Origin of the sequence: Burkholderia sp. MSMB2157WGS (assembly GCF_001532755.1) — a bacterium.
Lineage (GTDB): Bacteria > Pseudomonadota > Gammaproteobacteria > Burkholderiales > Burkholderiaceae > Burkholderia.
In genome coordinates, this window is sequence record NZ_LPJG01000050.1 from 103,560 (window position 1) to 128,201 (window position 24,642).

Sequence of the window (24,642 nt, forward strand, 5' to 3'; positions counted from 1 at the left end):
CAACGATCGGGCGCGCATGAAAAAGGGCGCCCGAAGGCGCCCCGTGCGAGGTGCGACGCGAGCCGGCGGCGTTCAGCCGAGCAGCGCGTCCGCGAATTCCGCCGCGCTGAACGGCTGCAGGTCCTCGACCTTCTCGCCGACGCCGATGAAGTAGACGGGCACCGGGCGTTGCCGCGCGATCGCGGCGAGAATCCCGCCCTTCGCGGTGCCGTCGAGCTTCGTGACGATCAGGCCGGTGAGGCCGAGCGCGTCGTCGAATGCCTTCACCTGCGTGAGCGCGTTCTGGCCGGTGTTCGCGTCGATCACCAGCAGCACTTCATGCGGCGCGCCGTCGTGCGCCTTCGCGATCACGCGCTTCACCTTCTTCAGCTCTTCCATCAGATGGAGCTGCGTCGGCAGGCGGCCGGCCGTGTCGGCCATCATCACGTCGATCTTGCGCGCGCGCGCGGCGCTGACCGCGTCGAAGATCACCGCGGCCGGATCGCCGCTTTCCTGCTGCACGACCGTCACGTTGTTGCGCTCGCCCCAGACCGCGAGCTGTTCGCGCGCGGCCGCGCGGAACGTGTCGCCGGCGGCCAGCAGCACCGACTGGTCGAAGCTCTGCAGATGCTTCGCGAGCTTGCCGATGCTGGTCGTCTTGCCCGCGCCGTTCACGCCGGCGATCATCATCACGAGCGGCTGCGCGCGGCCGAGCATCAGCGATTTCTCGAGCGGCGTCAGCAACTCGACGAGCAGGTCGCGCAGCGCATTCTTCACCTGTTGCGGATCGGTCAGCCGGCCCGCGCGCACCTTCTCGCGCAGCGCGCCGAGCAGGTATTCGGTCGCGTCGACGCCCGCGTCGGACATCAGCAGCGCGGTTTCGAGCTCCTCGTACAGATCCTCGTCGATCTTCGTGTTGACGAAGACGCCGGTGATGTTCGAGCCCGTCTTCGCGAGACCCGTTTTCAGGCGCGCGAGCCACGACTTCTTCGCGGACGCGTCCTGCTGCGGCGGCGGGACGATCTCGACCGTCTCGACGACTTCGTCGCGGCCGTCGTTGGTCGGCGTGACCGTCATCACGACGGCCGGCGCGGCTGGTTGCGCGGGCGCCTGCGGCACGTCGGCCGCGGGCGGCGTCGCGCGCGCGTCGGCGTCGGACGTTTCGTCCGCTTGCTGCGCATCGGCCGATGGCGATTCCGCCGGATCGGGCTCCTGCGTTTTCTTGAATCGTTTGAAGAAACTGAACATGGTCTGACGTCGGGAAGAGGGCGGGCCGCCGCCGAGGGCGGGGCGCCGGACGGGCCGTTCTGCGTTCGCGCGGGCGCGGCGCACGGCGGCCGAAACCGTGCATTTTATCAGCGCGGCGTGGCGCTCGCGTCGGTGCGCGTCGCCGCTGTGGTAACGTGCGCCTGTTTGGCGGCGCCCTCTGCGCGCGCCCGGTCCCTCCGTTGTCGATATCCCGTATGTCCCGTTCCTCTTCCGGCCGCCCGGCGGCCCCCCCTGGCCGCGGCAAGCCGCACACGATCCGCATCATCGGCGGCGACTGGAAACGCACGCCGCTCGCGGTGCTCGATCTCGACGGCCTGCGCCCGACCCCCGATCGCGTCCGCGAGACGCTGTTCAACTGGCTCGGCCAGGATCTCGACGGTTGGCGCTGCCTCGACCTGTTCGCGGGCACCGGCGCGCTCGGCTTCGAGGCCGCGTCGCGCGGCGCGGCGAGCGTCGTGATGGTCGAGCGCCATCCGCGCGCCGCGCAGCAGCTTCGTGCGATCAAGGACAAGCTCGGCGCCCGTTCGGTCGAGATCGCCGAGGCCGACGCGCTGCGGCTCGCGGCCGGGCTCACGCCGGGCGCGTTCGACGTCGTGTTCCTCGATCCGCCGTTCGACGACCTGGCCGCGCTCGAGCGCGCGATCGCGTTGTCGGCGCCGCTCGTCGCGGCCGGCGGCGCGCTGTACGTCGAAACGGGGGCGGAACTCGATCCGGCCGCGCACGACGCGCTCGCGGGCTGGCAGGTGGCGAAGCACGGCAAGGCCGGTGCGGTTCACTATCATTTGCTGCGGCGCGAAAATGATGAATAATGCGCGTTCCATACGAGGCGGCGCGCGGCAAAGGCGACGCATGCCCATCTCGGCAGCGGCGTGCGCATCGCACGGCTGCCATCCCGTTTGCGTGATGACAGGAGGAGCGACATGGTAGTCGCCGTGTATCCCGGTACGTTCGATCCGCTGACGCGCGGGCACGAAGACCTCGTGCGGCGTGCGTCGAGCATTTTTGATACGCTGGTGGTGGGTGTCGCCGACAGCCGCGCGAAAAAGCCGTTTTTCTCGCTCGAAGAACGTCTGACGATTGCGAACGAAGTGCTCGGTCATTATCCGAACGTGAAGGTGATGAGTTTCACCGGCCTCCTGAAGGATTTCGTCCGCGTCAACAATGCGCGCGTGATCGTGCGCGGGCTGCGCGCCGTGTCCGATTTCGAATACGAGTTCCAGATGGCGGGCATGAACCGCTATCTGCTGCCCGACGTCGAGACGATGTTCATGACGCCGTCCGACCAGTACCAGTTCATCTCGGGAACGATCGTGCGCGAAATCGCGCAATTGGGCGGCGATGTCAGCAAGTTCGTGTTCCCGTCCGTCGAGAAGTGGTTGACCGAGAAAGTCGCCGCGATCGGAGGCCCGGCCGCGTGACGCGGCGCCGGCCGGTTTCGTCGCGAAGCCGGCCGGCGGCCTGAAGAAGTGAGATCAGTATGTCTTTGATGATTACCGACGAGTGCATCAATTGCGACGTGTGCGAGCCCGAGTGCCCGAACGGCGCGATTTCGATGGGCCCGGACATCTACGTGATCGACCCGAACAAGTGCACCGAGTGCGTCGGCCATTTCGACGAACCGCAGTGTCAGCAGGTGTGTCCGGTCGAATGCATTCCGCGCGATCCGCAGCATGACGAATCGCACGCGCAATTGATGGAGAAGTATCACGCGTTGATCGCCGCGAAAGGCGACGACGCATCGTGATCCTGCGCTGACGCGCGCGCCTGGCTTGGCTCGCGCGCGTCGTGCTTTCGGATCGGCGCCGCCCGGCGCCGGTTCCTTCGTGTCAGCCCAGCAGCTCGCGCAGCACCGCGACGAGCGCATCGCATTCGGCATCGGTGCCGACGGTGATGCGCAGGTGCTGGTCGATCCGCGGCAGCCGGAAGTGCCGCACGAAAATCTCCCGTTCCTTCAGCTTCGCCGCGATCGTGCCCGCATCGTGCGCGGGATGGCGCGCGAACACGAAATTCGCGGCCGACGGCACGATCTCGAAGCCGAGTGCGTCGAGCGCATGCGTGAGCCGCGCCCGGCTGTCGATCACGCGCCGGCAGGTGGCGTGGAAGTAATCGGCGTCCTCGTAGGCGGCCTGCGCGGCCACCTGCGCGAGCCGGTCGAGCGGATACGAGTTGAAGCTGTCCTTCACGCGGTTCAGTGCGTCGATCAGCGCCGCATCGCCGAACGCGAAGCCGACGCGCATGCCCGCGAGCGAGCGCGCCTTCGACGTCGTATGCACGACGAGCAGGTTCGGATGACGGTCGATCAGCGTGATGGCCGACTGCGCGCCGAAATCGACGTACGCTTCGTCGATCACGACGACCGACGACCGATTCGCGGCCGCGATCCGCTCGACGTCCGCGAGCGGCAACGCGCGCCCGGTCGGCGCATTCGGGTTCGGAAACAGTACGCCGCCGGCGTCGTCGAGATAGTCGTCGACGCGGATCGAGAAATCGTCCGCGAGCGGCACGATCGTGGTCTCGACGCCGTACAGGCGCGCGTAGGTCGGATAGAAGCTGTACGTGATGTCGGGAAAGCGGAGCGGCCGGTCGTGCTTGAGCAGCGCCTGGAACGCGTGCGCGAGCACCTCGTCGGAGCCGTTGCCGACGAACACCTGCTCGGGCGCGATGCGGTGATGGGCCGCGACCGTCTCGCGTAGCGCGCGCGCGACCGGGTCCGGATAGCGGCGCAGCGTGTCGCCGGTGTCGCCGAGTTCGCGTGCGATCGCCGCGACGACGCGCGGCGACGGCGGATAGGGATTCTCGTTGGTGTTCAGCTTGACGGGGTGTGCAAGCGCGGGCTGTTCGCCCGGCACGTAAGGCACGAGTTGCTGAACGACGTCGCTCCAGTAACGGCTCACCGCTTGGCTCCTGTCGGGCAAAACGTCGAGAGTACCGCATGTGCGCGTCGCGGTGGGGCGGGCGGGGCCGCCCCGGTTGCGCCGAACGGCCGATGCACCAGGCCGGTGCGACGGGCGGTCAGTTGCGATGCAGTTGCATCGTCGCGCGATCGAGTTCGCCCTTGACGATCATCGGCATCACGGCGAGCGCGCGTTCGATCGATGCGTCGATCACGTCCTGTTCCTCGCGGCGCGGCGGTTTCAGCACGAAATTCGCGACGTCGGGCTTCGCGCCGGCGCGCGCACTTTCCGGAATCAGGTCGCGCGGATGGCCGATGCCGATTCGCAGCCGCCAGTACTGCTGCGACGACAGGTGCGCGGAGATGTCCTTCAGGCCGTTGTGGCCGCCGCTGCCGCCGCCGAGCTTCAGCTTCACGGTGCCGGGCGGCAGGTCGAGCTCGTCGTGCGCGACGAGGATCTGGTCGGGCAGGATCTTGAAGAATTGCGCGAGCGCGACGACCGATTGGCCGGAGCGGTTCATGTAGGTTTGCGGCTCGAGCAGGTGGACTTCCTCGCCGTGCAGGCGCGCTTTCGCATAGAAGCCGTGGAAGCGGCGCTCGTCGCGCAGCGTCGTGCCGGCTTCGCGGGCGAGCTGGTCGATCAGCCAGAAGCCGGCGTTGTGGCGCGTCGCGGTGTATTCCGCCCCGGGATTGCCGAGGCCGACGATCAGTTTGATCATGACGTTTCGAAGGCGGCGGCTGCCGCCTGGGCGCAGAAAAAGAAAAACCCGCCGGGCAGGCCGCGGCGGGTTGCGTCGATCGTTTCGTGAAACGGATCGATGGGGCGCGTGAGCGACCGCTTAGGCAGCCGGCGTTTCGCCTTCGTCTGCTGCGTCCGACACGGCGCCAGCCGGGATCGTTGCCGAGGCGACGACCGGGTTTTCCGCGTCGACGTGCGCGACCAGCGCGACGCCCTTCGGCAGCGCGATGTCCTTCGCGTGCAGCGATTGACCGGCTTCGATCTTCGACAGGTCGACTTCGAGGAATTCCGGCAGGGCAGCCGGCAGGCACTCGACTTCGATTTCCGTCGCGACGTGCGAAACGACTGCGCTCGACAGCTTCACGGCCGGGCTGACTTCAGCGTTCAGGAAGTGCAGCGGCACCTTCGTGTGCAGCTTCTTCTTCGCGTCGACGCGCTGGAAGTCCACGTGCAGCACCAGTTGCTTGAACGGGTGGTATTGCACGTCGCGCAGCAGAACCTGTTGCGACTGGCCGGCCACTTCGAGGTCGAGGATCGACGAGTGGAAGGCTTCCTTCTTCAGGGCGTGCCACAGGGCGTTGTGATCGAGTTCGATCTTTTGCGGAGCGGCTTCGCCACCGTAGACGATACCCGTGGTCTTACCGGCGTTGCGCAGGCGGCGGCTCGCACCCGTACCTTGCTGTTGGCGCTCGAAAGCGACGACTTTCATGTGATTCTCCAATGGCTGCCCGCGACCAGGCAGTGAAACGGGGCCATCAAGCGGCCCCCGATGAAACGGCCGGGGTTTCGTCTATCCCGTCCGATTGTGCAAAAAGCGAAGCGTTGCCGCTTCGCTTTCCGCGCATACTATATTCCGTCGATTCGCGATCAGGATTCCGCGAACAGCGACATCACCGAATCGCCGCGGCGAATCCGCGAGAACGTCTCGGCCAGCAGGCTCGCGCTCGTCAGCGAGCGGATCTTCGAGCACGCCAGCGATTCGGCCGACAGCGGAATCGTGTCGGTCACGACCAGCTCGTCGAGTTCAGATGCGGCGATGCGTTCTGCGGCGCCGCCCGACAGCACCGGGTGCGTCGCGTACGCGAACACCTGTTTCGCACCGCGGTCCTTCAGCACTTGCGCGGCCTTGCAGAGCGTGCCGGCCGTATCGACCATGTCGTCCATGATCACGCAGGTGCGGCCTTCGACTTCACCGATGATGTTCATCACTTCGGCGACGTTCGCCTTCGGGCGACGCTTGTCGATGATCGCGAGATCGCAGTTGAGCTGCTTCGCGAGTGCCCGGGCGCGCACCACGCCGCCGACGTCCGGCGACACGACGAGCAGATCCGAGTAGTTCTGCTTGCGCAGGTCGCCCAGCAGGATCGGCGTGGCGTAGATGTTGTCGACCGGAATGTCGAAGAAGCCTTGAATCTGGTCGGCGTGCAGATCCATCGTGATGATCCGCTCGACGCCGGCGATTTCCAGCATGTTCGCGATGACCTTCGCCGAGATCGCGACGCGCGCCGAACGCGGGCGGCGATCCTGACGCGCATAGCCGAAGTAGGGGATGGCTGCAGTGATCCGGCCGGCGGACGCGCGCTTGAGCGCATCGACCATGATCATCAGTTCCATCAGGTTGTCGTTCGTCGGTGCGCACGTGGATTGCAGGACGAAGACGTCCTTGCCGCGCACGTTTTCCTGGATCTCGACCTGGATCTCGCCGTCGGAGAAACGGCTGACCATCGCTTTGCCGAGGGGGATACCAAGGATATTGACGACTTCCTGGGCGAGCGCGGGATTCGCGTTGCCAGTAAAGACCATCAGGCCATCATGGCTGTGGCTGCTCATCGTGCACCTGCTTCAGGCTTGGGCGGGAAATGCGGGAAAATTTTTGGCAGGGGAGGAAGGACTCGAACCCTCGCATGCCGGAATCAAAATCCGGTGCCTTGACCAACTTGGCGACTCCCCTACACTTAACTGATAACTTCACCGAACTCGTGTAGGCCGTTCGGCAAAGTAAAACTTCATGACGCGAAAGCGAAGAGCGGATGCTCGTTCAGGCTCTCGGCAACTGCGCCATTCCAACTGGCGGGCAGTTTGGCTTTCGCCGCTTCTGCCTCGTGCTTGCTGTGAAACGCTGCAAACACGCTTGCTCCGGAGCCGGTCATCCTCGCGGGGGTCACATCATACAACCATTTGACCACCTGCGCAACTTCCGCGTACTTCCTTGTTACAACTTCCTGCATATCGTTCCGACCGAAGCTATCTGGCCATCCCGCATCGCTGGTTTGCTGTGCAAGAAAGTCAGCAATTGTGACGGGCTTCGTATCTCTTGTCAACAACTCATCTGAAAATATTTCAGCGGTCGGGACATGAACGCGTGGCGTCACAACCAGGAACCAGCGAGTCGGCAATTCTACCTCAGCTAATTCTTCTCCGATACCCTCTGCGAACGCATTTTTTCCAAAAATGAAAAACGGCACGTCGGCGCCGAGTTTGACCGCGAGCGACTGGAGTTCGGCGCGCGGCAAATCGAGTTGCCACAGGCGGTTCAACGCGAGCAGCGTCGTCGCCGCGTCGGAGCTGCCGCCGCCGAGACCGGCGCCCATCGGCAGGACCTTGTCGATCTCGATGTCGACGCCGTGCGCGGTGCCCGTATGCGCTTTCAGCAGGTTGGCCGCGCGCACGACGAGATCGCTTTCCTCGGGCACGCCGGGCACGTCGGTGACGCGTGCGACGCGGCCGTCGTCGCGCCGCGTGAAGTGCAGCGTGTCGCCCCAGTTCAGCAGCTGGAATACGCTCTGCAGATCGTGATAGCCGTTCGGGCGACGGCCGGTGATGTGCAGGAACAGGTTGAGTTTCGCGGGCGCCAGGCAGTTGCGCAGCGAGCGGGTCGAATCGGTCATGCGGGTATCGGGGGCTAGGCGCGCGTGCTCACTGATCGAGCACGAGCTTGATGTCGAGCGGCGGCGTCGCGCGCACGAGGTTGACGCGTTTGACGCCCGTGGCCGGGGCATCCGCGTAGGCGAGGTAGTCGATCGTCCAGCCGTCCTGGCGGAGCTGCTTGAGGCGCGTGCCGTCGGCCGGGTCGCGCACGGTTTCCGCGGGCGTCGCGGGCGCGGCGCTCGGCAGTAGCCAGTAGCGCAGGCCCGCGAGCGGCAACTCGAAGCCGAGCGTTTTCTGCATCAGGTCGCCGACGTCCGACGCATATTGGGTCGGACGGTTCGGCAATTCGAGCGACGCCGCGCGCGGCGTCGTTTTCACGACCGCAAGCGTCTGACCGAGCGGGCTGCGCAGTTCGAGCGACACGTCGTCGCCGTGTTCCTGCCAGTCGAAGTTGCCGTACACGTTCTGCGGGTTGCCGAGACGATCGTCGTACCGCACCGCGAAGCGGCCGTGGTACGCATGCGTCGCCGCCGTCTGCAGTGCGGCGCCCGCCGGCGTGCCGGCCGACGGCGGCGTGCTCGCGCAGCCGGCGAGCGCGAGCGCTGCGCCGGCTGCGGCCAGCGTGCGCTGCGCGCGGGAAGACAGGGAAAACATCGCGAACATCCGCATCAGAGGCCGTTGATCTGCAGGCGCTTCAGCGTCTGCACGAGCGTTTCGTTGTCGGGCTCGAGCTTCTGCGCGGCACGCCACGCATTTCGCGCGTCTTCCTGCGCGCCGCTCTTCCACAGCACTTCGCCGAGATGCGCGCCGATTTCGGCGTTCGGCTGCAGTTCGTATGCACGTTGCAGCACCTTCGTCGCGCCGGCCGTGTCGCCCATCCGGTACTTCACCCAGCCGAGGCTGTCCATGATGTAGGCGTCGTTCGGCGCGAGCGCCATCGCCTTGTCGATCAGCTTGCTGGCCTCGGGCAGGCGCTGGTTGCGGTCGGCGAGCGAATAGCCGAGCGCGTTGTAGGCCTGCGGGTTGTCGGGCTGCGTGCGGATCAGCTCGCGCAACTGCTTTTCCATCGTCGCATAGTGGCCCGTCTTTTCGGCCGCCATCGCGTAGTCGTAGCGCAGGTCGGGATCGTCCGGGAAGTCCTGGACGGCCTGCCCGAGCCGCGCCTCCGCTTCCGGATAGCGCTTCGCCGTGAACAGGATCGACGCATCGGTGCGCGCCACCACGGCCGCGTCGCGCGGATCCGTGATCGGCAGGTTGTCGAGCACCTTGCGCGCCTCGTCGGTCTTGCCCTGTTTCTGCAGCAGTTGCGCGCGCGTGATCTGCGCGGGCAGGTAGTGCTGGCTCGTCTGGTCGACCTTGTCGAGCCATTGCGACGCCTGCGCGTCGTTGTTCTGGTCGATCGCGATCTGCGCGAGGTAGATGTAGCCCTGACCGACGTCGAGATTCGGCTGCTTGTCGCCGAACTGCACGTACTGCTTCAGGTAGCCGGTCGCCTCGTCGAGCTTCTTCTGCTGGATCTTGATCAGCGCGAGCGCCATCAGCGGCGTCGGATCCTTCGAGTCGAGCTTGCGCATCGTCTCGAACTGCTTCTGTGCGTCGTCGAGGCGATCGTCTGCGAGATAGAGCTGCGACAGCGCGAGCCGTGCGTCGCGCGACTTCGGATTCTGCTGAACATACTTCTCGAACGACGCGATGCCCGCCGCGCGTTCCGCCGGCCCCATTTGCGACAGCATCAGCGCCGCCGGCAGGTAATCGGGGCGAATCTGCAGCGCCTGCTTCAGCGATTGCGCGGCGCCGTCCTTGTCGTCGACCGCGAGCTGCTGCCGCGCGATCGCCAACTGCGCCTCGGGGCGATTCATGTCGTTCTTCAACATGTCCTTCAGCACCGCGAGGCCGCCGACGCGGTCGGGGCCGCGCACGAGCAGCGCCTGCAGCGCGAGGATCGCCGGGCCGCGCGTGTCGCCGGTCGCGCGGGCCAGCTCGCGCGCGAGCATCGGCTGCGCGTCGGCCGGCTTGCCGGCGAGCACCAGCAGCGCGGCGTCGACCTGCGACGCGCGGTTCGAATCCGGTGCGTACTGGCGCCACAGATTCGCGGCGGACAGCGCGTCGGCCGGGCTCTGTGCGCCGAGCGCGATTTCGGTCGCGCGCTGCGCCATGCGCGGATCGCGCGTGTCGCGGGCAAGCGCGAGGTAGGTCTGGTAGGCCGGTGCCGGCTGGTTGCGCTGGAGCGCGACCTCGGCGGCGAGCACCTGGTAGACGATCTGGCTCGTCAGCGGCACGCCGGGGAGATTCTTCTGCTCGTCCGGCATCACATGCTCGAACGCGCCCTGCGGCTCCGCGTCGTCCGAGGCCGGATCCTGCGCGTGGGCCGGAAAGGCGGTGAGGGTCCAGGCGGCAAGCAGCGCGGCACCGAGTGCACGGCGGACCGGGAAGGCGCGCGCGCCGCGCACGGCGGCGGGGCGCTTCTGAAGCAGCTTCGAGGGCAGGGTCATGGAAATCCGTTCGATGTTTCAACCGATTGTAACGCGCTCGCTACAATACACGCACGATCGTGATAGGGTCCGCTTACCTGTGGAATCCCCATGCGAATGCCCGAAATCGCCCGTCTCGCGTGCTGCCGGGCGGGCGATTTCGGGCATTCCCGTGTCTCGTTCGGGGGCGCCGCGAGCGCGGCCGTTCTCGTGGCGGCGCACGCGCGTTCCTATGTAAACAGACCGTAGCCTCAGACCCGCAAAACATGCCAGAGTTGCCAGAAGTCGAAGTCACGCGCCGGGGCATCGCGCCCTTTGTCGCGGGCCGCCGCGTCGAGCGTGTCGACGTCCGTACCGCGATGCTGCGCTGGCCCGTGCCGGCGGGGCTCGCCGAGCAGTTGCGCGCGCGGGAGGTGCTCGCCGTCGAGCGCCGCGGCAAGTACCTGCTGTTCGAGGTCGATGCAGGCTGGTTCATCGTCCATCTCGGGATGACCGGCACGCTGCGCGTGCTACCCGCAACCGGCGTGCCGGTCGCGGCGAAGCACGACCACATCGACTGGATCTTCGACGAATTCGTGCTGCGGTTCCGCGATCCGCGCCGCTTCGGCGCCGTGCTGTGGCATCCGCGCGAAGCAGGCGACGTGCATGCGCATCCGCTACTCGCGAGCCTCGGCGTCGAGCCGTTCTCGCCGGCGTTCACCGGCGCGCTGCTGCATGCGCGCACGCGCGGCCGCACGGTGTCGGTCAAGCAGGCGCTGCTCGCGGGCGACATGGTCGTCGGCGTCGGCAACATCTACGCGTCGGAGAGCCTGTTTCGCGCCGGCATCCGGCCGACGACGGCCGCCGGCAAGGTGTCGCTGCCGCGCTACGAGCGGCTGGCCGATGCGGTACGCGCGACGCTCGCCGACGCGATCGAGCGCGGCGGCAGCACGTTGCGCGATTTCGTCGGCAGCAACGGCGAAAGCGGCTACTTCCAGCTCGACTGCTTCGTCTACGATCGCGCCGGCCAGCCGTGCCGCGTATGCGGCACATCGATCCGCCAGATCGTGCAGGGCCAGCGATCGACCTATTTCTGCCCGACGTGCCAGCGTTGAAACCCTTTTCCGCCATCAGACAAATTTGAAGCCGCCCCGCATCGCCCCCGCTCCGTTCCCCGTCACGCCGCTGCACCGCACGTTCGCCACGCGTCTCGTCGCGTGGCAGCGCGAGCATGGCCGCCATGACCTGCCGTGGCAGAACACCCGCGATCCGTACCGGATCTGGCTGTCGGAAATCATGCTGCAGCAGACGCAGGTATCGACCGTCATTCCGTATTACACGCGTTTTCTCGACCGCTACCCCGACGTCGCCGCGCTCGCGGCCGCGCCGAGCGACGACGTGATGGCGCTGTGGGCCGGGCTTGGCTACTACTCGCGCGCGCGCAACCTGCACCGCTGCGCGCAGGTCGTCGTCGCCGAGCACGGCGGCGCGTTTCCGGCGACCCCCGACGCATTGGCCGAACTGCCGGGCATCGGTCGCTCGACGGCCGCCGCGATCGCGTCGTTTGCGTACGGCGCGCGCGCGACGATCCTCGACGGCAACGTGAAGCGCGTGCTCGCGCGGGTATTCGGCGTCGAGGGCTTTCCGGGCGAGAAGCGCGTCGAGAACGACATGTGGGCGCTCGCCGAATCGTTGCTGCCCGACGCCGCGAACGCGGCCGACGTGAGCGCGTATACGCAGGGACTGATGGATCTGGGCGCGACGCTGTGCGTGCGCGGCAAACCCGACTGCGCGCGCTGCCCGTTCGCGGGCGACTGCGTCGCGCAATCGACCGGCCGTCAGCGCGAACTGCCGGCCGCACGGCCGAAGAAGGCCGTGCCGACGCGCAAGACCTGGATGCTCGTGCTGCGCGACGGCGACGCCGTGCTGCTCGAGCGCCGGCCGCCGACCGGCATCTGGGGCGGACTGTGGAGCCTGCCGCAAGCGGACGGCGATGCCGCGCTCGCGGATCTCGCGCGCGGCTTCGGCGGCGGCGGCACGGTGCCGCTCGCGCCGCTCACGCATACGTTCACGCATTTCCGGCTCGAGATCGAGCCGCGGCTGAGCGATCTGACGGAAGGCAAGGGCCTGCCGTCGTCGGCGCGGGACGCGGACACCGCATGGGTGCCGCTGAGCCGGCTCGACGCGTACGGCGTGCCGGCGCCCGTGCGCAAGCTGCTCGATGCGCTGAGCGGGCCGCTGCTGTAACGAACGGCGTGGGGCGCGGCGCGGGCCGCGTTCGGGAAGGCGCCTGACTGCCGCGGCTGTGCCGTCGCGCAGGCAGGCTCGCCGGGCAGGTGCGCTGCGCGACGGAGGCTGCGGCGTTACAGCCAGCCGTGCCGGTCGAGCACGTGGTGCACGGCGTCGATGCGCGCGCCGACGTCCGGAAACTCCATCAGCTTCTGCCGCGCGCGCAGGTCGAGCGGCAGCAGTTCCGCGAGGCGATTCGATACCCAGCTCGGATCGTCGAGGCGGAACGGTTCGCCGAACGGCATTTTCTCCGGATCGGACTTCTTCAGCGCGTCGATGATGCGCTCGAGCACCTCGGCGCACGAGCCGAACTGCGCGAGCGCCTGCTCGCCTTCGAGCGGGATGTCGTCGGGCAGCGGCTCCGCGATGCCGACCAGCAGCCCGTTGCTTTCGACGCGATACGACAGCAACTCGAAACGCTGCGTGCCGACCGCCTGCAGATAAAGCATCCCGAACTCGCCGGTATCGCACTCGGTGATGCGCGCCATGCAGCCGATGGTTTCGGGCACCGACACCGCGCCGTCCTGCGCGACTTCGGGCCCGCTCTTGAGCAGGCACACGCCGAACGGCGCGTCGTCGCGCAGGCATGCGCGCGACATGTCGAGATAGCGCGCCTCGAACACCTTGAGCGGGAGCAGCCCTCCCGGAAACAGCACCGTGTGCAGCGGAAACAGCGGCAAGTCGATCAGGGTGGTCGATAGGGAGGACATGGCGCGCGGGCGTGGGGGCGGGTGTCGCTAGGGTCGATCGACCTCGGAGACGAGCCGCGACGACGCGTCGACATCCACTGGCGCGTCACGATGCCGCACGATCACGTTCGCGTCGCGCGCGAGGCGCGCGGCGAGCGTTTCCGCGATGAACACCGAGCGATGCTGGCCGCCCGTGCAGCCGATGGCGACGGTCAGGTAGCTGCGGTTGTCATCGCGGAAGTGCGGCAGCCATTTCATCAGGAACGCATGGATGTCGTCGATCATCTGATGGACGATCGGCAGTGCGTCGAGAAAGGCGATGACCGGCTGGTCGAGCCCGGTGAGCGGGCGCAACTGGTGGTCGTAGTACGGATTCGGCAACGCGCGCACGTCGAACATCAGGTCGGCGTCGAGCGGCACGCCGCGCTTGAAGCCGAACGATTCGAACATCACCATCAGGTCGTTGTTCTTCTGCTCGATGAAGCGCTTGACCCAGGTGCGCAGCGCGTTCGCGCGCAGCGTGCTGGTATCGATCTGGTGGCCGAATTCCGCGAGCGGCGCGACGAGCTCGCGTTCGCGCTCGATCGCTTCCTCGAGCGACGACAGCAGGCCGACGTCCGCATCGTGCGACCGCGAGCCGGACAACGGATGGCGGCGGCGCGTTTCGGAGAAGCGCTGGATCAGCGCCTGGGTGCTCGCGTTGAGGAACAGCACGCGCACGTCGTGCTCGCGGGACAGCTCGCGGATCAGGCCGGGCATTTCATCGAGCGACGCGCTCGAGCGCGCGTCGATCGCGACCGCGAGCCGGCGCTGGCCGTCCTGGGCGAGGTAGCGGGCGAGTTCGGGGAGCACGTGCGGCGGCAGGTTGTCGACGCAGTAATAGCCTGCGTCTTCGAGCGCGTTCAGCGCGACGGACTTGCCTGAGCCGGAGATGCCGGTAATGAGGACGATGCGCATGGGAACGGAGAATCCTGACGTTTCATCATAGCACCGGCTCGACGCGTCGGCGTTGCGTGGCCGGCGCGTGCGGGTTACACCAGTTTGCCGGGGAACTGACTGTCGGGATCTTGCATCGCGAGTCGTTGCCGATCCATGAAATCGCGCAACGTGTCGATTCCGCGCAACTGCAGGATCGTGTTCCGGACGGCTGCCTCGACGAGCACCGCGAGGTTGCGGCCGGCCGCGACCTGGATCGTGACCTTGCTGATCGGCAAACCGAGCACGTCGACGGTCTGGCTTTCGAGCGGCAGGCGCTGGAATTCGCCGTCGGGGCGCCGCACGAGCTGGACGATCAGCTTCAGCTTCATTTTCCGTCGCACCGCGGTTTCGCCGAAGATCGTCTTGATGTCGAGCAGGCCGAGGCCGCGCACTTCGAGCAGGTTCTGCAGCAGCGGCGGGCAGCGCCCTTCGACGAAATCGGGGCCAAGGCGGACGAAGTCGACTGCGTCGTCGGCGACGAGGCCGTGTCCGCGGCTGATCAGCTCGAGGCCGAGCTCGCTCTTGCCGAGGCCCGAATCGCCGGTGAGCAGCACGCCCATCCCGAGGATGTCGAGGAACACGCCGTGCAGCGTCGCGCGCGGCGCGAGGATGCGCGACATGTAGAGCCGCAGGCTGTCGATCACCGCGGCGGCCGACATCGGCGTCGTGAACAGCGGCGTGGACGAGCGCGTGCAGCGCAGCACCAGTTCGGGCGGCGCCGCGGCGCCGCCGGCGACGACGAGGAACGGCGGCTCGAGCGCGATCAGCTCGGCCATGTGGCGCGAGCGGTCTTCGTCGGTCTGTCGCTGGTAGTAGTCGATTTCGGCTTCGCCGAGCACCTGGATCCGGTTCGGGTGGATCAGGTTCAGGTGGCCGACGAGGTCGGCGCTCGACGTTGCGTTGCCGACCGTGTCGGCTGAAAAGCCGCGTTCCCAGCCTTCATGCCCCGTCAGCCAGCTCAGTTTCAGTGTGGCTGCGTTGTCGTCGAAGATGCTCTGGGCGTTGATGCTGGACGTATCCATGACTCTCGTCACTCCAATGGGCCGGTGCGGGCGCGCGGCGACGGACGTCGCCATGCCGGGCCGGCGCCGGGCGGCCCTGGACGGCGGCGCGTGCCGCCTGGTACGGGGAAATATTCCGCCCGGAACAACTCAAGGTTGCCACTGAGTGAGCAGGCGATGCAACTCGGCGATATCCGTTTCGTTGTGCAGACGCTCGCGTGCGTCGCGATCGGACAGCAGTTGCGCGATTTCCGACAGGATCTCGAGGTGTTGCTGGGTCGCTTGCTCGGGCACGAGCAGGAAGATCAGAAGGCCGACCGGCTGGCCGTCGGGCGCTTCGAACGGGATCGCATCGGCGAGGCGGACGAACGCGGCGAGCGGGTACTTGAGGCCCTTGATGCGGCCGTGCGGAATTGCGACACCTTCGCCGAGCCCGGTCGAACCGAGGCGCTCGCGTGCGAACAGGTTGTCCGTGACGGTGCTGCGGCCGATGCCGTTCTGATTCTCGAACATCAGCCCGGCTTGTTCGAAGACGCGTTTCTTGCTGGTGACCGAGAGGTCGATGACGACGTTCTCTATGGGCAGGATTTTGGCTAGGCGATTCATGTTGGCAGGCGATTGGGCGGCCTGGGGTCTCCTTGCGGCGGCGGACTGATTTTCCATGTTCGGCGATATCAAGGCATGTGGCATGGCAACCTGCAACGCCGCTACCGCATCCAACACCCCCCGGCGATAACCGGAACATTATAGAGCACAGCCGCGTGCGTGGCGCGGCACGGACGGACCGGCTGCACCTTCGCGCGGAGTCGCAAAAAAAACGCCCGGCGAACCGGGCGGCGTGCGTGTTGCAGTGATGGTTATTGCGGCGGCAGTTCGATCTGGTCGATCGACGGCTGCAGCTTGATCGGATCGTGCGCGTGCGTTTGCAGGCGCTCCATGTGCTTGACGACCTGGCGATCCAGCTTGTCGATCAGCAGATCGATCGCGGCGTACAGGTTGCCGTTCGCGCTTTCGACGAAGATGTCCTTGCCCTTCAGGTGCAGATTGATTTCCGCGCGCTGCTGCTTGTCCTTTTCCTTGTGGTTGTCGACCGAGAGGATCACAGTGCCATCGATCACCTGATCGCTATGCCGTAGCACCCGGTCCAGCTTGGTGATCACGTATTCGCGAATGGCAGGCGTGACTTCGAGATGATGTCCACTGATCTTCAGGTTCATAGTGCTTCTCCAAGCGAGTGACCACCCGGCCGCATCGAGGCGGCGCTCCGGTCGACTTGCCCGTGCCGCACGAGGCGGCGTTTCGCGGACAGGTCGCCCGGCCTGTTCCCCGTGTGCGCGGTGGCCGGAACACGCCTGCCGCCGGGCAGGCAGCAGGCTTAAAGAGACTTGCGCAGATTCACTGCCGGGATCTTGAGGGCTTCGCGATATTTCGCAACCGTGCGGCGCGCGACCACGAACCCCTGTTCTGCCAGCAGCTCGGCAATGCGGCTGTCCGAAAGTGGCGATTTTGGGTCTTCAGCTCCTATCAGTTGCTTGATGAGGGCTCGGATGGCGGTCGACGAGGCGGCGCCACCGGTGTCGGTCGAAACGTGAGATCCGAAGAAGTACTTAAATTCAAGCGTCCCGAACGGGGTCAGCATGTACTTCCCGGTTGTCACACGGCTGACAGTCGACTCGTGTAGGCCCAGCGTATCAGCTATTTCCCGCAAAACCAAGGGGCGCATGGCAATTTCGCCGTGCGCAAAGAAATTCTTCTGACGCTCGACAATAGCCTGCGCGACACGCAGGATCGTGTCGAAACGCTGCTGGATATTTTTGATCAGCCAGCGCGCTTCCTGAAGCTGCTGCTTCAGCGATCCGGCCGACGGATCGCCGCGGCTGTTGCGCAGGATGTTCGCGTACAGGTTGTTGATCCGCAGGCGCGGCACGACCTCCGGATTGAGTTCCGCGAGCCATCCCTGGCCGGCCTTCTTCACGATGATGTCGGGCACGACGTAGTCGGCCTCGGCCTTGCCGTATGCGGCGCCGGGGAACGGCTCCAGCGAGCGGATCAGCGTGTGCGCGTCGCGCAGCGCGTCGTCGCTCGCCTTCAGGTGCTTGCGCAACCGTGTGAAGTCGCGGGCGGCGAGCAGCTCGAGATGCTGCGACACGATCTCGAGCGCGAGCGTGCGCGTCGGGGACGGATCGAGACGCAGCAACTGCAGCTTCAGGCATTCGGAGGCCGAGCGCGCGCCGACGCCGGCCGGGTCGAAGCTGTGCAGCAGCGCGAGCGCCGCGTTCAGTTCGTCGCCGTCGATTTCCAGTTCGGGCGGCAGGTCGGCGAGCACTTCGTCGAGCGTGGCGGTCAGGTAGCCGTCGTCGTCGAGCGATTCGATCAGGAACATCACGAGCGCGCGATCGCGCGGGCCGGCCTGCGTGACGCGCAACTGCGCGGACAGGTGGTCGCGCAGCGACGTCGCGGCTTCCTGCACCTGCAGCGGCGGCAGGTCGTCGTCGTCGGACGCGCCGCCCGAGCGGCCGTATTCGTCGAGGTTCCATTGCGGGCCGTCGTTGCCGTCGCCGGACCCGTAACCGTCGTATTCGTCGGCGCCGGCCGGCTCGTCGCGCTCCGCGCGATCGCTGGACGTGCCGCTGCCGTTCGTCGCGACGGGTTCGGTGTTCTGTGCGGGCGGCGTCTGCGCGATCAGCGATCCGTCCGCCGCGACGCGCAGCGGGCTCGCGATCCATTCGTCGTCGGTTTCGAGCAGCGGATTCTGCGCGACGGCCATCGCGACTTCCTGCTGCAATTCGAGCGTCGACAACTGCAGGAGCCGGATCGACTGCTGCAGCTGCGGCGTCAGCGCCAGATGTTGCGACAGGCGAAGTTGGAGGCTGGCTTTCATGGCAAGGAGGGAGTCATACCGGCAGTTTGCCACGACCCAGGCGCATTGAGCCATCCGCGATTACGCGCGGCGCGCCGCGTGGCCGCGGGCATGGCCGCGAAGCGGGACGCGGCCCCGCGCGGCCATGCCGGGCGGGGTGCAGCCAGCCACGAGGAGAACGTTACATGCGGAAGTGCTCGCCGAGGTACACGCGGCGCACGCTTTCGTTTTCGATGATTTCGCTCGGCGCACCCGCGGCCAGCACCGAACCGTCGCTGATGATGTACGCGTGGTCGCAGATGCCGAGCGTTTCGCGGACGTTGTGGTCCGTGATCAGCACGCCGATGTTGCGCTGCTTCAGGAACTTGACGATCTTCTGGATCTCGAGCACCGCGATCGGATCGACGCCGGCGAACGGTTCGTCGAGCAGGATGAAGTTCGGGTTGGTCGCGAGCGCGCGCGCGATTTCGACGCGGCGCCGTTCGCCGCCCGACAGCGACAGCGCGGGGTTCTCGCGCAGGTGGCCGATCTGCAGCTCGTCGAGCAGCGCTTCGGTGCGCGACGAGATCGCATCCTTCGACAGCCGCTTGCCGTCTTCGCCGTGCTGCAGCTCGAGCACCGCGCGGATGTTCTCCTCGACGGTCAGCTTGCGGAACACGGACGCCTCTTGCGGCAGGTACGACAGGCCGAGCGACGCGCGCTTGTGGATCGGCAGCAGGCCGATCGAGCTGCCGTTCAGCGAGATTTCGCCCCCGTCCGTCGGCACGAGGCCGACGATCATGTAGAACGACGTGGTCTTGCCGGCGCCGTTCGGGCCGAGCAGGCCGACGACTTCGCCGCTCTTCACGTCGAGCGACACGTCCTTGACGACCGTGCGCGAGCCGTAGCGCTTCTTCAGGTTGCGGACGACGAGCGAGCTCGTGGTGCCGGCCGGCTGGCGATTCGGGAGCGCGTTCATTGGCCCGGCGCTCCCTGGATCGTGGTCGACGGCGACAGCTTGGCCGGCGCCCCGTTCAGCGGCGCGGGGCCGCCGTTCTTCGGCGACAGCATCGCGCGCACGCGGCCGTTCGGGTTGCCCGGCGCCGCGACGTCCTTGCCGCCCTTCGCGGTGTAGAAGTCGCGCTGGCCGTCATACGTGATCACGCTGCCGTGCACGGTATCGGCGACGGTCGACGTGCCCTGCAGGCGGCGCACGGTCGCCGCGGTGGTCAGCGTGGTCAGGTCCTGCTTGCCGTCGTAGTCGATGCGCTCGGCATCGCCGTCGATGTATTCGTCGAGGCCTTCGCGCTTCTGGCGGAACGTCGCGTGCTTCTTGCCGCTGCCGAACGACGTCGCGTACTGGTAGCCTTCCGGGTCCTGGCGCACTTCGACGCGATCGCCCTTGATGATGATCGTGCCCTTCGTGATCACGACGTTGCCGGTCGCGACCGTGACCTGCTTCAGATCGTCGTAGGTCAGGTTGTCGGCCTCGACGTTGATCGGCTTGTTCTGGTCGGCCTTCTCGGCATGGGCGAGCGGCGCCAGCCCGACGAGCGGGAGCGCCACGAGCGTCGCGGCGAGCGCGGCGCGGACGGCGCGCGCAGCGCCGCCGGAAATCTGTCGAGGGAACGGTTCGTTCATGCAGTCACGTGAGGGATGCGTCACTTGGGTTGACCTTTCGAGCCGCCGGACGTGTCCGCCGCGGCGATCGTGCCGCGCACGTTGCCGTAAAGCTCGATGACCCGGGTGACGTTGTTGTACTTCATGCCGTCGGTCGCGTTGACGAGCGACAGGCCGCGCTGAAGTTTAACCGGCTTTTCGGTCTGGATCACATCGTCATTGACGAAGATCCGGAAATGCTGGGAATCGGCCTGCATCTGCGGATCGCCGCCGCCGGCCGCGCGCAGGATGCGCGCATCGTCGTACAAATCGACGATCGACACGTCGCCGTTGACGGTGCCGCGCTTCGCGGTGGTCGTCACGACGGGCTTGCCGGGCTGGAACGCGCGCATGGCCGGATCGGTCAGGTCGCTGCTTTCGGTGTCTTCGTAATGGACCAGCTTCGCGGCCGTCAGCCGGTACTGGGTCGTGCCGGACTGGTCGAGCTCGGTGACCGAGAAGTTGTCCGCGAAATAGTCGGGCGTATGGCGCTTCGGCTGCGCGACGCCCTCGCCGGGCGGCGGCAGCGTGGCCTGCAGCAGCCACCAGGTGACGCCCGCGAGCGCGGCGACCGCGGCGAGCGGCAGCAGCTGGGTCCAGCGGAAATGCGTGCTCATCGGTCAGGCTCCGCAGGCGGCGGCGAGCAGCGCGTCGTAGCGGCGCTGTGCGCGCAGGATCGCATCGCAGACCTCGCGCACGGCGCCGTGGCCGCCGCGGGCTTCGGCGACCCAGTGCGCACGGGCGATCACCTCGGGGTGCGCGTTCGCGGGGGCCGTCGCGAAGCCGCAGCGTAGCATGACCGGCAGATCGGGCCAGTCGTCGCCCATGTAGCCGCATGCGTCGGCCGTCAGGCCGAGCGACGCGATCAGGTCGGCGAACACGGCGAGCTTGTTCTCGACGCCCTGGAACAGGTGCGCGATCTTCATTTCCTTCGCGCGCGACGCGACGATGTCCGAGCGGCGGCCCGTGATGATCGCGGTCGCGATGCCGGCTTCGCCGAGCAGCTTCACGCCGTGGCCGTCGAGCGAATTGAACGACTTCATCGCGTCGCCGGCCGCTGTAAACAACAGGCCGCCGTCGGTCAGTACGCCGTCGACGTCGAAAATCATCAGCTTCACGCGGCTCGCGCGTTCGGCCGCAGTCAGCGCTGCGCTCATCAGATCACCTTCTTCGAAAACAGGTCGTGCATGTTCAGCGCGCCGATCAGCGCGCCGTCGGCATCGACGACCAGCATCTGGTTGATCCGGTGGCGCTCCATCAGTTCCACGGCCTCGACGGCCAGGTGATCCGGCGCGATCGTGCGCGGGTCGCGCGTCATGACTTCGGTGATCGGCAGCGTGCGGAAGTCGCCGTCGCGCGCGAGCACGCGGCGCAGGTCGCCGTCCGTGAAGATGCCGACGACCTTGCCGTCGGCGTCGACCACGGCCGTCATGCCGAGGCGCTTCGCGGTGATCTGGAACAGCGCGTCCGACAGCGTCGCGTTCAGCCCGACGGAGGGGACGTCGTCGCCCGAGCGCATCACGTCGCGCACGTAGGTGAGCAGGCGCCGGCCGAGCGCGCCGCCCGGATGCGAGCGCGCGAAATCTTCCGAGCCGAAGCCGCGCGCATCGAGCACGGCGACGGCGAGCGCATCGCCGAGCGCGAGCGCGGCGGTCGTGCTCGCGGTGGGCGCGAGGTTCAGCGGGCACGCTTCCTTCGACACCGCGGCGTTCAGGTTCACGTCGGCGAGCGTGCCGAGGCTCGACCCCGCGCGGCCCGTGATCGCGATCAGCTTCGCGCCGATCCGCTTCACGAGCGGCAGGATCGCGACGAGTTCTTCCGATTCGCCGGAATAGGAGATGCCGATGAAGACGTCGTCGGAGGTGACCATCCCAAGGTCGCCGTGGCTGGCCTCGGCAGGGTGGACGAAGAAGGCCGGCGTACCGGTGCTGGCCAGCGTGGCCGCGATCTTGCGGGCGATGTGCCCCGATTTGCCGATCCCGGAGACCACGACGCGGCCGCGGCAGCCGAGCAGCAGCGCAACGGCCTGGACGAAGCTGCCGTCGAGCTGGTCGCGCAGCGCGCGCACGGCGTCCGCCTCGATGTCGAGCACGTCGCGGGCGAGCGCGAGCGCCCGATCATCATTGATTTTCGCTATCATGCGCGGAGTATAGCAAAGGCGTTTGTTCGCCGCGCCGCGCCTTCGGACTCGTCCGACGTCGCCTGTCCACCGCCACCACCCGCGCCCGCATTGCCGTGGCCCCGACGAACGAGGACGCTTCGCCTGTGATTTCCCCGCTCGAAATGACCCTGCTGCTGCTGCTGGCCTCGGTGGTGGGCGTCGTCGTATTCCGCTCGCTGAACCTGCCGCCGATGCTCGGCTACCTGACCGTCGGCATCCTGGTCGGCCCGCACGCGTTCGGCGTCGCGGCGGATCTCGAACGGGCCGAGCACCTCGCGGAGTTCGGCGTGGTGTTCCTGATGTTTTCGATCGGCCTGGAATTCTCGCTCGCGAAGCTGAGGGCGATGCAGCGGCTCGTGTTCGGGCTCGGCCTGCTGCAGGTCGTCGCGACCCTCGTGCTCGCGCTCGTGCTCGGCGTGCTGTTCGAGCGCTGGGTGCACATCACGTGGCAGGGCAGCATCGCGCTCGGCGGCGCGCTCGCGATGTCGTCGACGGCGATCGTGTCGAAGATGCTCGCCGAGCGGCTCGAGATCGAGACGGAGCACGGCCGCAACATCTTCGGCGTGCTGCTGTTCCAGGATCTCGCGGTCGTGCCGCTGCTGATCGTGATCGCCGCGTTCGGCGCCGAATCGTCGAAGGATCTCGCGATCACGCTCGGCTTCGCGGCGCTCAAGATCGTGATCGCGCTCACGCTGCTGCTGGTCATCGGCCAGCGTTTCATGACGCGCTGGCTCAACGTCGTCGCGCGGCGCCGCTCGCAGGAGCTGTTCGTGCTGAACCTGCTGCTTGTCACGCTCGGCGCCGCGTTCGTCACCGACCGCTTCGGCCTGTCGCTCGCGCTCGGCGCGTTCATCGCGGGGATGCTCATTTCCGAGACGCCGTTCCGCCATCAGGTGGAAGAGGACATCAAGCCGTTCCGCGACGTGCTGCTCGGCCTGTTCTTCGTGACGACGGGGATGCTGCTCGACCCGCGCGTGATCTGGGAGCATCCGTTGATCGTGCTCGGCTTTTTCGTCGGGCAGATCCTGTTCAAGGCGACGATGATCGCGGGGCTCGCACGGCTGTTCGGCGCGACGCCGGGCGTTGCGATGCGCACGGGGATCGGCCTCGCGCAGGCCGGCGAATTCGGCTTCGTGCTGCTGAACCTGATTCTCGACCGGCATCTCGTCGATTCGACGCTGCTGCAGGCGATCCTCGCGTCGATGCTGCTGTCGATGCTCGCCGCGCCGTTCCTGATCCAGAACGCCGACCGCATCGTGATGCGGCTGTCGTCGACGGAGTGGATGCAGCAATCGCTGCAGATGACGCGGATCGCGACGCAAAGCCTCAAGCAGCGCGGCCACGTGATCATCTGCGGCTATGGCCGCGCGGGCCAGAACCTGGCGCGCATGCTCGAGCAGGAAGGCATTTCGTACGTCGCGCTCGACCTCGATCCCGATCGCGTGAGCGCGGCCGCGACGGCCGGCGAATCGGTCGTGTTCGGCGACGCGGCGCGCCGCGAGTCGCTGCTCGCGGCCGGTATCCACCGTGCGGCGGCCGTCGCGATCACCTACGCGAACACGCCGTCCGCGCTGCGCGTGCTGCACCACGTGCACGAGCTCGAGCCGACGCTGCCGGCGATCGTGCGCACCGTCGACGATGCCGATCTGGAGAAGCTGCTCGCGGCCGGCGCGACCGAGGTGATTCCGGAGATCGTCGAGGGCAGCCTGATGCTCGCGTCGCATACGCTGGTGCTGGTCGGCGTGCCGATGCGCAAGGTCGTGCGGCGCGTCGAGGAGATGCGCGACGAGCGCTACAGCCTGCTGCGCGGCTATTTCCGCGGCGCGGACGACGCGGACGACGACGATCACGAGCAGGTGCGGCTACAATCGGTGCCGGTCGATGCGCGCGCGGACGCGGTCGGGCGTTCGCTGGAAGAACTCGGGCTGTACGCGCTCGGGCTGGAAGTCACGGCGATCCGCCGGCACGGCATCCGCGGCGTCGAACCCGATCCGCAGACCAAGCTGCGCGCGAGCGACATCGTGGTGCTGCGCGGGTTGCCCGAGGCGCTCGCGCTCGCGGAGGAGCGGTTGTCGCGCCATCGGCGCGATCCGCCGGCCGCGGCTGCGTGAGCCGCGAATCACAACCTGACCCGTATTGATCAGAAACGGTGCCCGATCTTCGCGCACCGTTTTTTTCGGAGAGTTTCATGCCGCATTCGTCGTCGGGCGCACCGCTCGATCCGGTCGCCTTCATTCACAGCCAGATCCGCACGGTGCCCGACTGGCCGCAGCCGGGCGTGCAGTTCCGCGACATCACGACGCTGCTGCAGAGCCCGAAGGCACTGCGCATCCTCGTCGACTTGTTCGTCGAACGCTATGTCGATGCGAAGCTCGATTACGTCGCGGGCCTCGACGCGCGCGGCTTCATCATCGCGCCGATCGTCGCGTACGAGCTGAGCGTCGGCTTCGTGCCGATCCGCAAGGTTGGCAAGCTGCCGTACAAGACCCGTTCGGAATCGTACGACCTCGAATACGGCAGCGCGACGGTCGAGATCCACGAAGATGCGTGCCGCCCCGGCGACCGCGTGATCATCATGGACGACCTGATCGCGACCGGCGGCACGATGATGGCGGGGCGCGACCTGCTGCAGCGGCTCGGCGCGGTGGTCGTCGAAGGCGCGGCGATCATCGACCTGCCGGATCTCGGCGGCTCGGCGCTGCTGCGCAATGCCGGCCTGCCCGTTTATACCGTTACCGAATTCCCCGGCCACTGAACGCCGGTCCGGCCGCGGCTTGCCGCCCCGGCTTGCGCGGGTTCACGGCTGGTTCACGCCTGGTTCACGCTTG

General features: G+C 67.1%; 26 protein-coding genes and 1 tRNA gene. 7 read left to right on the forward strand and 20 right to left on the reverse strand.

Annotated features, from left to right (window positions below; translation table 11 throughout):
* Positions 1-72: 72 nt before the first annotated feature.
* Positions 73-1,227, reverse strand: coding sequence for a signal recognition particle-docking protein FtsY (ftsY, locus tag WT53_RS29355; protein WP_034208427.1), 1,155 nt, complete (start codon positions 1,225-1,227; stop codon positions 73-75).
* 215 nt (positions 1,228-1,442) lie between these two features.
* On the opposite strand from ftsY, the gene rsmD reads away from it, so the two are divergent.
* From rsmD to WT53_RS29370, 3 genes are all read left to right on the forward strand, one after another.
* On the forward strand, positions 1,443-2,057 hold the full coding sequence (rsmD, locus tag WT53_RS29360; protein ID WP_034208426.1) for a 16S rRNA (guanine(966)-N(2))-methyltransferase RsmD: 615 nt from the start codon (positions 1,443-1,445) through the stop codon (positions 2,055-2,057).
* 111 nt (positions 2,058-2,168) lie between these two features.
* Complete coding sequence (coaD, locus tag WT53_RS29365; protein ID WP_027785472.1) at positions 2,169-2,666, forward strand: pantetheine-phosphate adenylyltransferase; 498 nt, start codon at positions 2,169-2,171, stop codon at positions 2,664-2,666.
* A gap of 59 nt (positions 2,667-2,725) precedes the next feature.
* Positions 2,726-2,992, forward strand: coding sequence for a YfhL family 4Fe-4S dicluster ferredoxin (locus WT53_RS29370; RefSeq protein ID WP_027785471.1), 267 nt, complete (start codon positions 2,726-2,728; stop codon positions 2,990-2,992).
* A gap of 82 nt (positions 2,993-3,074) precedes the next feature.
* Here WT53_RS29370 and hisC read toward each other — a convergent pair whose 3' ends face one another.
* From hisC to WT53_RS29410, 8 genes are all read right to left on the reverse strand, one after another.
* Complete coding sequence (gene hisC / locus WT53_RS29375) at positions 3,075-4,142, reverse strand: histidinol-phosphate transaminase (RefSeq protein WP_034208425.1); 1,068 nt, start codon at positions 4,140-4,142, stop codon at positions 3,075-3,077.
* Positions 4,143-4,260: 118 nt separating this feature from the next.
* Positions 4,261-4,860 carry an aminoacyl-tRNA hydrolase gene (gene pth / locus WT53_RS29380; RefSeq protein WP_027785469.1) on the reverse strand — a complete coding sequence of 200 codons (600 nt, stop codon included), beginning with the start codon at positions 4,858-4,860 and terminating at the stop codon, positions 4,261-4,263.
* A gap of 120 nt (positions 4,861-4,980) precedes the next feature.
* The gene (locus WT53_RS29385; RefSeq protein ID WP_034208424.1) at positions 4,981-5,589 is read right to left on the reverse strand and encodes a 50S ribosomal protein L25/general stress protein Ctc; all 609 of its coding nucleotides are present in this window, start codon (positions 5,587-5,589) and stop codon (positions 4,981-4,983) included.
* Positions 5,590-5,747: 158 nt separating this feature from the next.
* Entirely contained in the window at positions 5,748-6,710 is a 963-nt protein-coding gene (locus WT53_RS29390) for a ribose-phosphate pyrophosphokinase (protein ID WP_034208423.1), read from the reverse strand.
* A gap of 44 nt (positions 6,711-6,754) precedes the next feature.
* Positions 6,755-6,831 (reverse strand) — tRNA-Gln (locus WT53_RS29395).
* Positions 6,832-6,886: 55 nt separating this feature from the next.
* Positions 6,887-7,768, reverse strand: coding sequence for a 4-(cytidine 5'-diphospho)-2-C-methyl-D-erythritol kinase (ispE, locus tag WT53_RS29400; protein ID WP_034208422.1), 882 nt, complete (start codon positions 7,766-7,768; stop codon positions 6,887-6,889).
* A 28-nt stretch (positions 7,769-7,796) separates the two neighbouring features.
* Positions 7,797-8,417, reverse strand: coding sequence for a lipoprotein insertase outer membrane protein LolB (gene lolB / locus WT53_RS29405; RefSeq protein WP_034208421.1), 621 nt, complete (start codon positions 8,415-8,417; stop codon positions 7,797-7,799).
* Positions 8,417-10,240, reverse strand: a complete 1,824-nt coding sequence (locus WT53_RS29410; protein WP_034208420.1) for a tetratricopeptide repeat protein — start codon at positions 10,238-10,240, stop codon at positions 8,417-8,419. The genes lolB and WT53_RS29410 overlap by 1 nt, the downstream gene beginning before the upstream one ends.
* Positions 10,241-10,485: 245 nt before the next feature.
* On the opposite strand from WT53_RS29410, the gene mutM reads away from it, so the two are divergent.
* Positions 10,486-11,313, forward strand: a complete 828-nt coding sequence (gene mutM, locus WT53_RS29415) for a bifunctional DNA-formamidopyrimidine glycosylase/DNA-(apurinic or apyrimidinic site) lyase (protein ID WP_034208419.1) — start codon at positions 10,486-10,488, stop codon at positions 11,311-11,313.
* 25 nt (positions 11,314-11,338) lie between these two features.
* Positions 11,339-12,445: an A/G-specific adenine glycosylase gene (mutY, locus tag WT53_RS29420; RefSeq protein ID WP_034208418.1), complete on the forward strand. Its 1,107-nt coding sequence runs from the start codon at positions 11,339-11,341 to the stop codon at positions 12,443-12,445.
* A 116-nt stretch (positions 12,446-12,561) separates the two neighbouring features.
* Here the strand turns inward: mutY and WT53_RS29425 are convergent, their stop codons facing one another.
* The 11 genes from WT53_RS29425 to kdsD form a co-directional block, all read right to left on the reverse strand.
* The gene (locus WT53_RS29425; protein WP_034208417.1) at positions 12,562-13,197 is read right to left on the reverse strand and encodes an LON peptidase substrate-binding domain-containing protein; all 636 of its coding nucleotides are present in this window, start codon (positions 13,195-13,197) and stop codon (positions 12,562-12,564) included.
* A gap of 27 nt (positions 13,198-13,224) precedes the next feature.
* Positions 13,225-14,133, reverse strand: a complete 909-nt coding sequence (rapZ, locus tag WT53_RS29430) for an RNase adapter RapZ (RefSeq protein WP_006477783.1) — start codon at positions 14,131-14,133, stop codon at positions 13,225-13,227.
* Between the two features lie 74 nt (positions 14,134-14,207).
* Entirely contained in the window at positions 14,208-15,176 is a 969-nt protein-coding gene (hprK, locus tag WT53_RS29435) for an HPr(Ser) kinase/phosphatase (RefSeq protein ID WP_006483133.1), read from the reverse strand.
* A 129-nt stretch (positions 15,177-15,305) separates the two neighbouring features.
* Positions 15,306-15,818 (reverse strand): PTS sugar transporter subunit IIA, encoded by a 513-nt coding sequence (locus WT53_RS29440; protein WP_034208416.1) that lies wholly within the window; start codon positions 15,816-15,818, stop codon positions 15,306-15,308.
* A 194-nt stretch (positions 15,819-16,012) separates the two neighbouring features.
* Complete coding sequence (gene hpf / locus WT53_RS29445; RefSeq protein WP_006477786.1) at positions 16,013-16,372, reverse strand: ribosome hibernation-promoting factor, HPF/YfiA family; 360 nt, start codon at positions 16,370-16,372, stop codon at positions 16,013-16,015.
* Between the two features lie 158 nt (positions 16,373-16,530).
* Positions 16,531-18,036 (reverse strand): RNA polymerase factor sigma-54, encoded by a 1,506-nt coding sequence (locus tag WT53_RS29450; protein ID WP_034208415.1) that lies wholly within the window; start codon positions 18,034-18,036, stop codon positions 16,531-16,533.
* 160 nt (positions 18,037-18,196) lie between these two features.
* Complete coding sequence (gene lptB / locus WT53_RS29455; RefSeq protein ID WP_034208414.1) at positions 18,197-18,973, reverse strand: LPS export ABC transporter ATP-binding protein; 777 nt, start codon at positions 18,971-18,973, stop codon at positions 18,197-18,199.
* Entirely contained in the window at positions 18,970-19,635 is a 666-nt protein-coding gene (gene lptA / locus WT53_RS29460) for a lipopolysaccharide transport periplasmic protein LptA (RefSeq protein WP_006483139.1), read from the reverse strand. Before lptA ends, lptB begins: the two co-directional genes overlap by 4 nt.
* Before the next feature lie 20 nt (positions 19,636-19,655).
* Positions 19,656-20,270, reverse strand: coding sequence for an LPS export ABC transporter periplasmic protein LptC (gene lptC, locus WT53_RS29465; protein WP_034208413.1), 615 nt, complete (start codon positions 20,268-20,270; stop codon positions 19,656-19,658).
* A 3-nt stretch (positions 20,271-20,273) separates the two neighbouring features.
* Positions 20,274-20,810 carry an HAD family hydrolase gene (locus WT53_RS29470; protein ID WP_034208412.1) on the reverse strand — a complete coding sequence of 179 codons (537 nt, stop codon included), beginning with the start codon at positions 20,808-20,810 and terminating at the stop codon, positions 20,274-20,276.
* On the reverse strand, positions 20,810-21,793 hold the full coding sequence (gene kdsD / locus WT53_RS29475; RefSeq protein WP_034208411.1) for an arabinose 5-phosphate isomerase KdsD: 984 nt from the start codon (positions 21,791-21,793) through the stop codon (positions 20,810-20,812). Before kdsD ends, WT53_RS29470 begins: the two co-directional genes overlap by 1 nt.
* 125 nt (positions 21,794-21,918) lie before the next feature.
* On the opposite strand from kdsD, the gene WT53_RS29480 reads away from it, so the two are divergent.
* Positions 21,919-23,925 carry a monovalent cation:proton antiporter family protein gene (locus tag WT53_RS29480; protein ID WP_034208410.1) on the forward strand — a complete coding sequence of 669 codons (2,007 nt, stop codon included), beginning with the start codon at positions 21,919-21,921 and terminating at the stop codon, positions 23,923-23,925.
* A gap of 77 nt (positions 23,926-24,002) precedes the next feature.
* Positions 24,003-24,569, forward strand: coding sequence for an adenine phosphoribosyltransferase (locus tag WT53_RS29485; RefSeq protein ID WP_060262517.1), 567 nt, complete (start codon positions 24,003-24,005; stop codon positions 24,567-24,569).
* Positions 24,570-24,642: the final 73 nt, after the last annotated feature.

Excerpts from the sequence above, each read along its gene's own strand:
- ispE (WP_034208422.1), bottom strand. The coding sequence starts at position 7,768 with ATGACCGATTCGACCCGCTCGCTGCGCAACTGCCTGGCGCCCGCGAAA.
- pth (WP_027785469.1), bottom strand. The coding sequence starts at position 4,860 with ATGATCAAACTGATCGTCGGCCTCGGCAATCCCGGGGCGGAATACACC.
- mutM (WP_034208419.1), top strand. The coding sequence starts at position 10,486 with ATGCCAGAGTTGCCAGAAGTCGAAGTCACGCGCCGGGGCATCGCGCCC.
- lptC (WP_034208413.1), bottom strand. The coding sequence starts at position 20,270 with ATGAGCACGCATTTCCGCTGGACCCAGCTGCTGCCGCTCGCCGCGGTC.
- rsmD (WP_034208426.1), top strand. The coding sequence starts at position 1,443 with ATGTCCCGTTCCTCTTCCGGCCGCCCGGCGGCCCCCCCTGGCCGCGGC.
- lolB (WP_034208421.1), bottom strand. The coding sequence starts at position 8,417 with ATGCGGATGTTCGCGATGTTTTCCCTGTCTTCCCGCGCGCAGCGCACG.
- rapZ (WP_006477783.1), bottom strand. The coding sequence starts at position 14,133 with ATGCGCATCGTCCTCATTACCGGCATCTCCGGCTCAGGCAAGTCCGTC.
- lptB (WP_034208414.1), bottom strand. The coding sequence starts at position 18,973 with ATGAACGCGCTCCCGAATCGCCAGCCGGCCGGCACCACGAGCTCGCTC.
- WT53_RS29470 (WP_034208412.1), bottom strand. The coding sequence starts at position 20,810 with ATGAGCGCAGCGCTGACTGCGGCCGAACGCGCGAGCCGCGTGAAGCTG.
- ftsY (WP_034208427.1), bottom strand. The coding sequence starts at position 1,227 with ATGTTCAGTTTCTTCAAACGATTCAAGAAAACGCAGGAGCCCGATCCG.
- hpf (WP_006477786.1), bottom strand. The coding sequence starts at position 16,372 with ATGAACCTGAAGATCAGTGGACATCATCTCGAAGTCACGCCTGCCATT.
- WT53_RS29450 (WP_034208415.1), bottom strand. The coding sequence starts at position 18,036 with ATGAAAGCCAGCCTCCAACTTCGCCTGTCGCAACATCTGGCGCTGACG.
- WT53_RS29370 (WP_027785471.1), top strand. The coding sequence starts at position 2,726 with ATGTCTTTGATGATTACCGACGAGTGCATCAATTGCGACGTGTGCGAG.
- coaD (WP_027785472.1), top strand. The coding sequence starts at position 2,169 with ATGGTAGTCGCCGTGTATCCCGGTACGTTCGATCCGCTGACGCGCGGG.
- WT53_RS29425 (WP_034208417.1), bottom strand. The coding sequence starts at position 13,197 with ATGTCCTCCCTATCGACCACCCTGATCGACTTGCCGCTGTTTCCGCTG.
- WT53_RS29410 (WP_034208420.1), bottom strand. The coding sequence starts at position 10,240 with ATGACCCTGCCCTCGAAGCTGCTTCAGAAGCGCCCCGCCGCCGTGCGC.
- WT53_RS29385 (WP_034208424.1), bottom strand. The coding sequence starts at position 5,589 with ATGAAAGTCGTCGCTTTCGAGCGCCAACAGCAAGGTACGGGTGCGAGC.
- WT53_RS29390 (WP_034208423.1), bottom strand. The coding sequence starts at position 6,710 with ATGAGCAGCCACAGCCATGATGGCCTGATGGTCTTTACTGGCAACGCG.
- WT53_RS29485 (WP_060262517.1), top strand. The coding sequence starts at position 24,003 with ATGCCGCATTCGTCGTCGGGCGCACCGCTCGATCCGGTCGCCTTCATT.
- kdsD (WP_034208411.1), bottom strand. The coding sequence starts at position 21,793 with ATGATAGCGAAAATCAATGATGATCGGGCGCTCGCGCTCGCCCGCGAC.
- hprK (WP_006483133.1), bottom strand. The coding sequence starts at position 15,176 with ATGGATACGTCCAGCATCAACGCCCAGAGCATCTTCGACGACAACGCA.
- WT53_RS29440 (WP_034208416.1), bottom strand. The coding sequence starts at position 15,818 with ATGGAAAATCAGTCCGCCGCCGCAAGGAGACCCCAGGCCGCCCAATCG.
- lptA (WP_006483139.1), bottom strand. The coding sequence starts at position 19,635 with ATGAACGAACCGTTCCCTCGACAGATTTCCGGCGGCGCTGCGCGCGCC.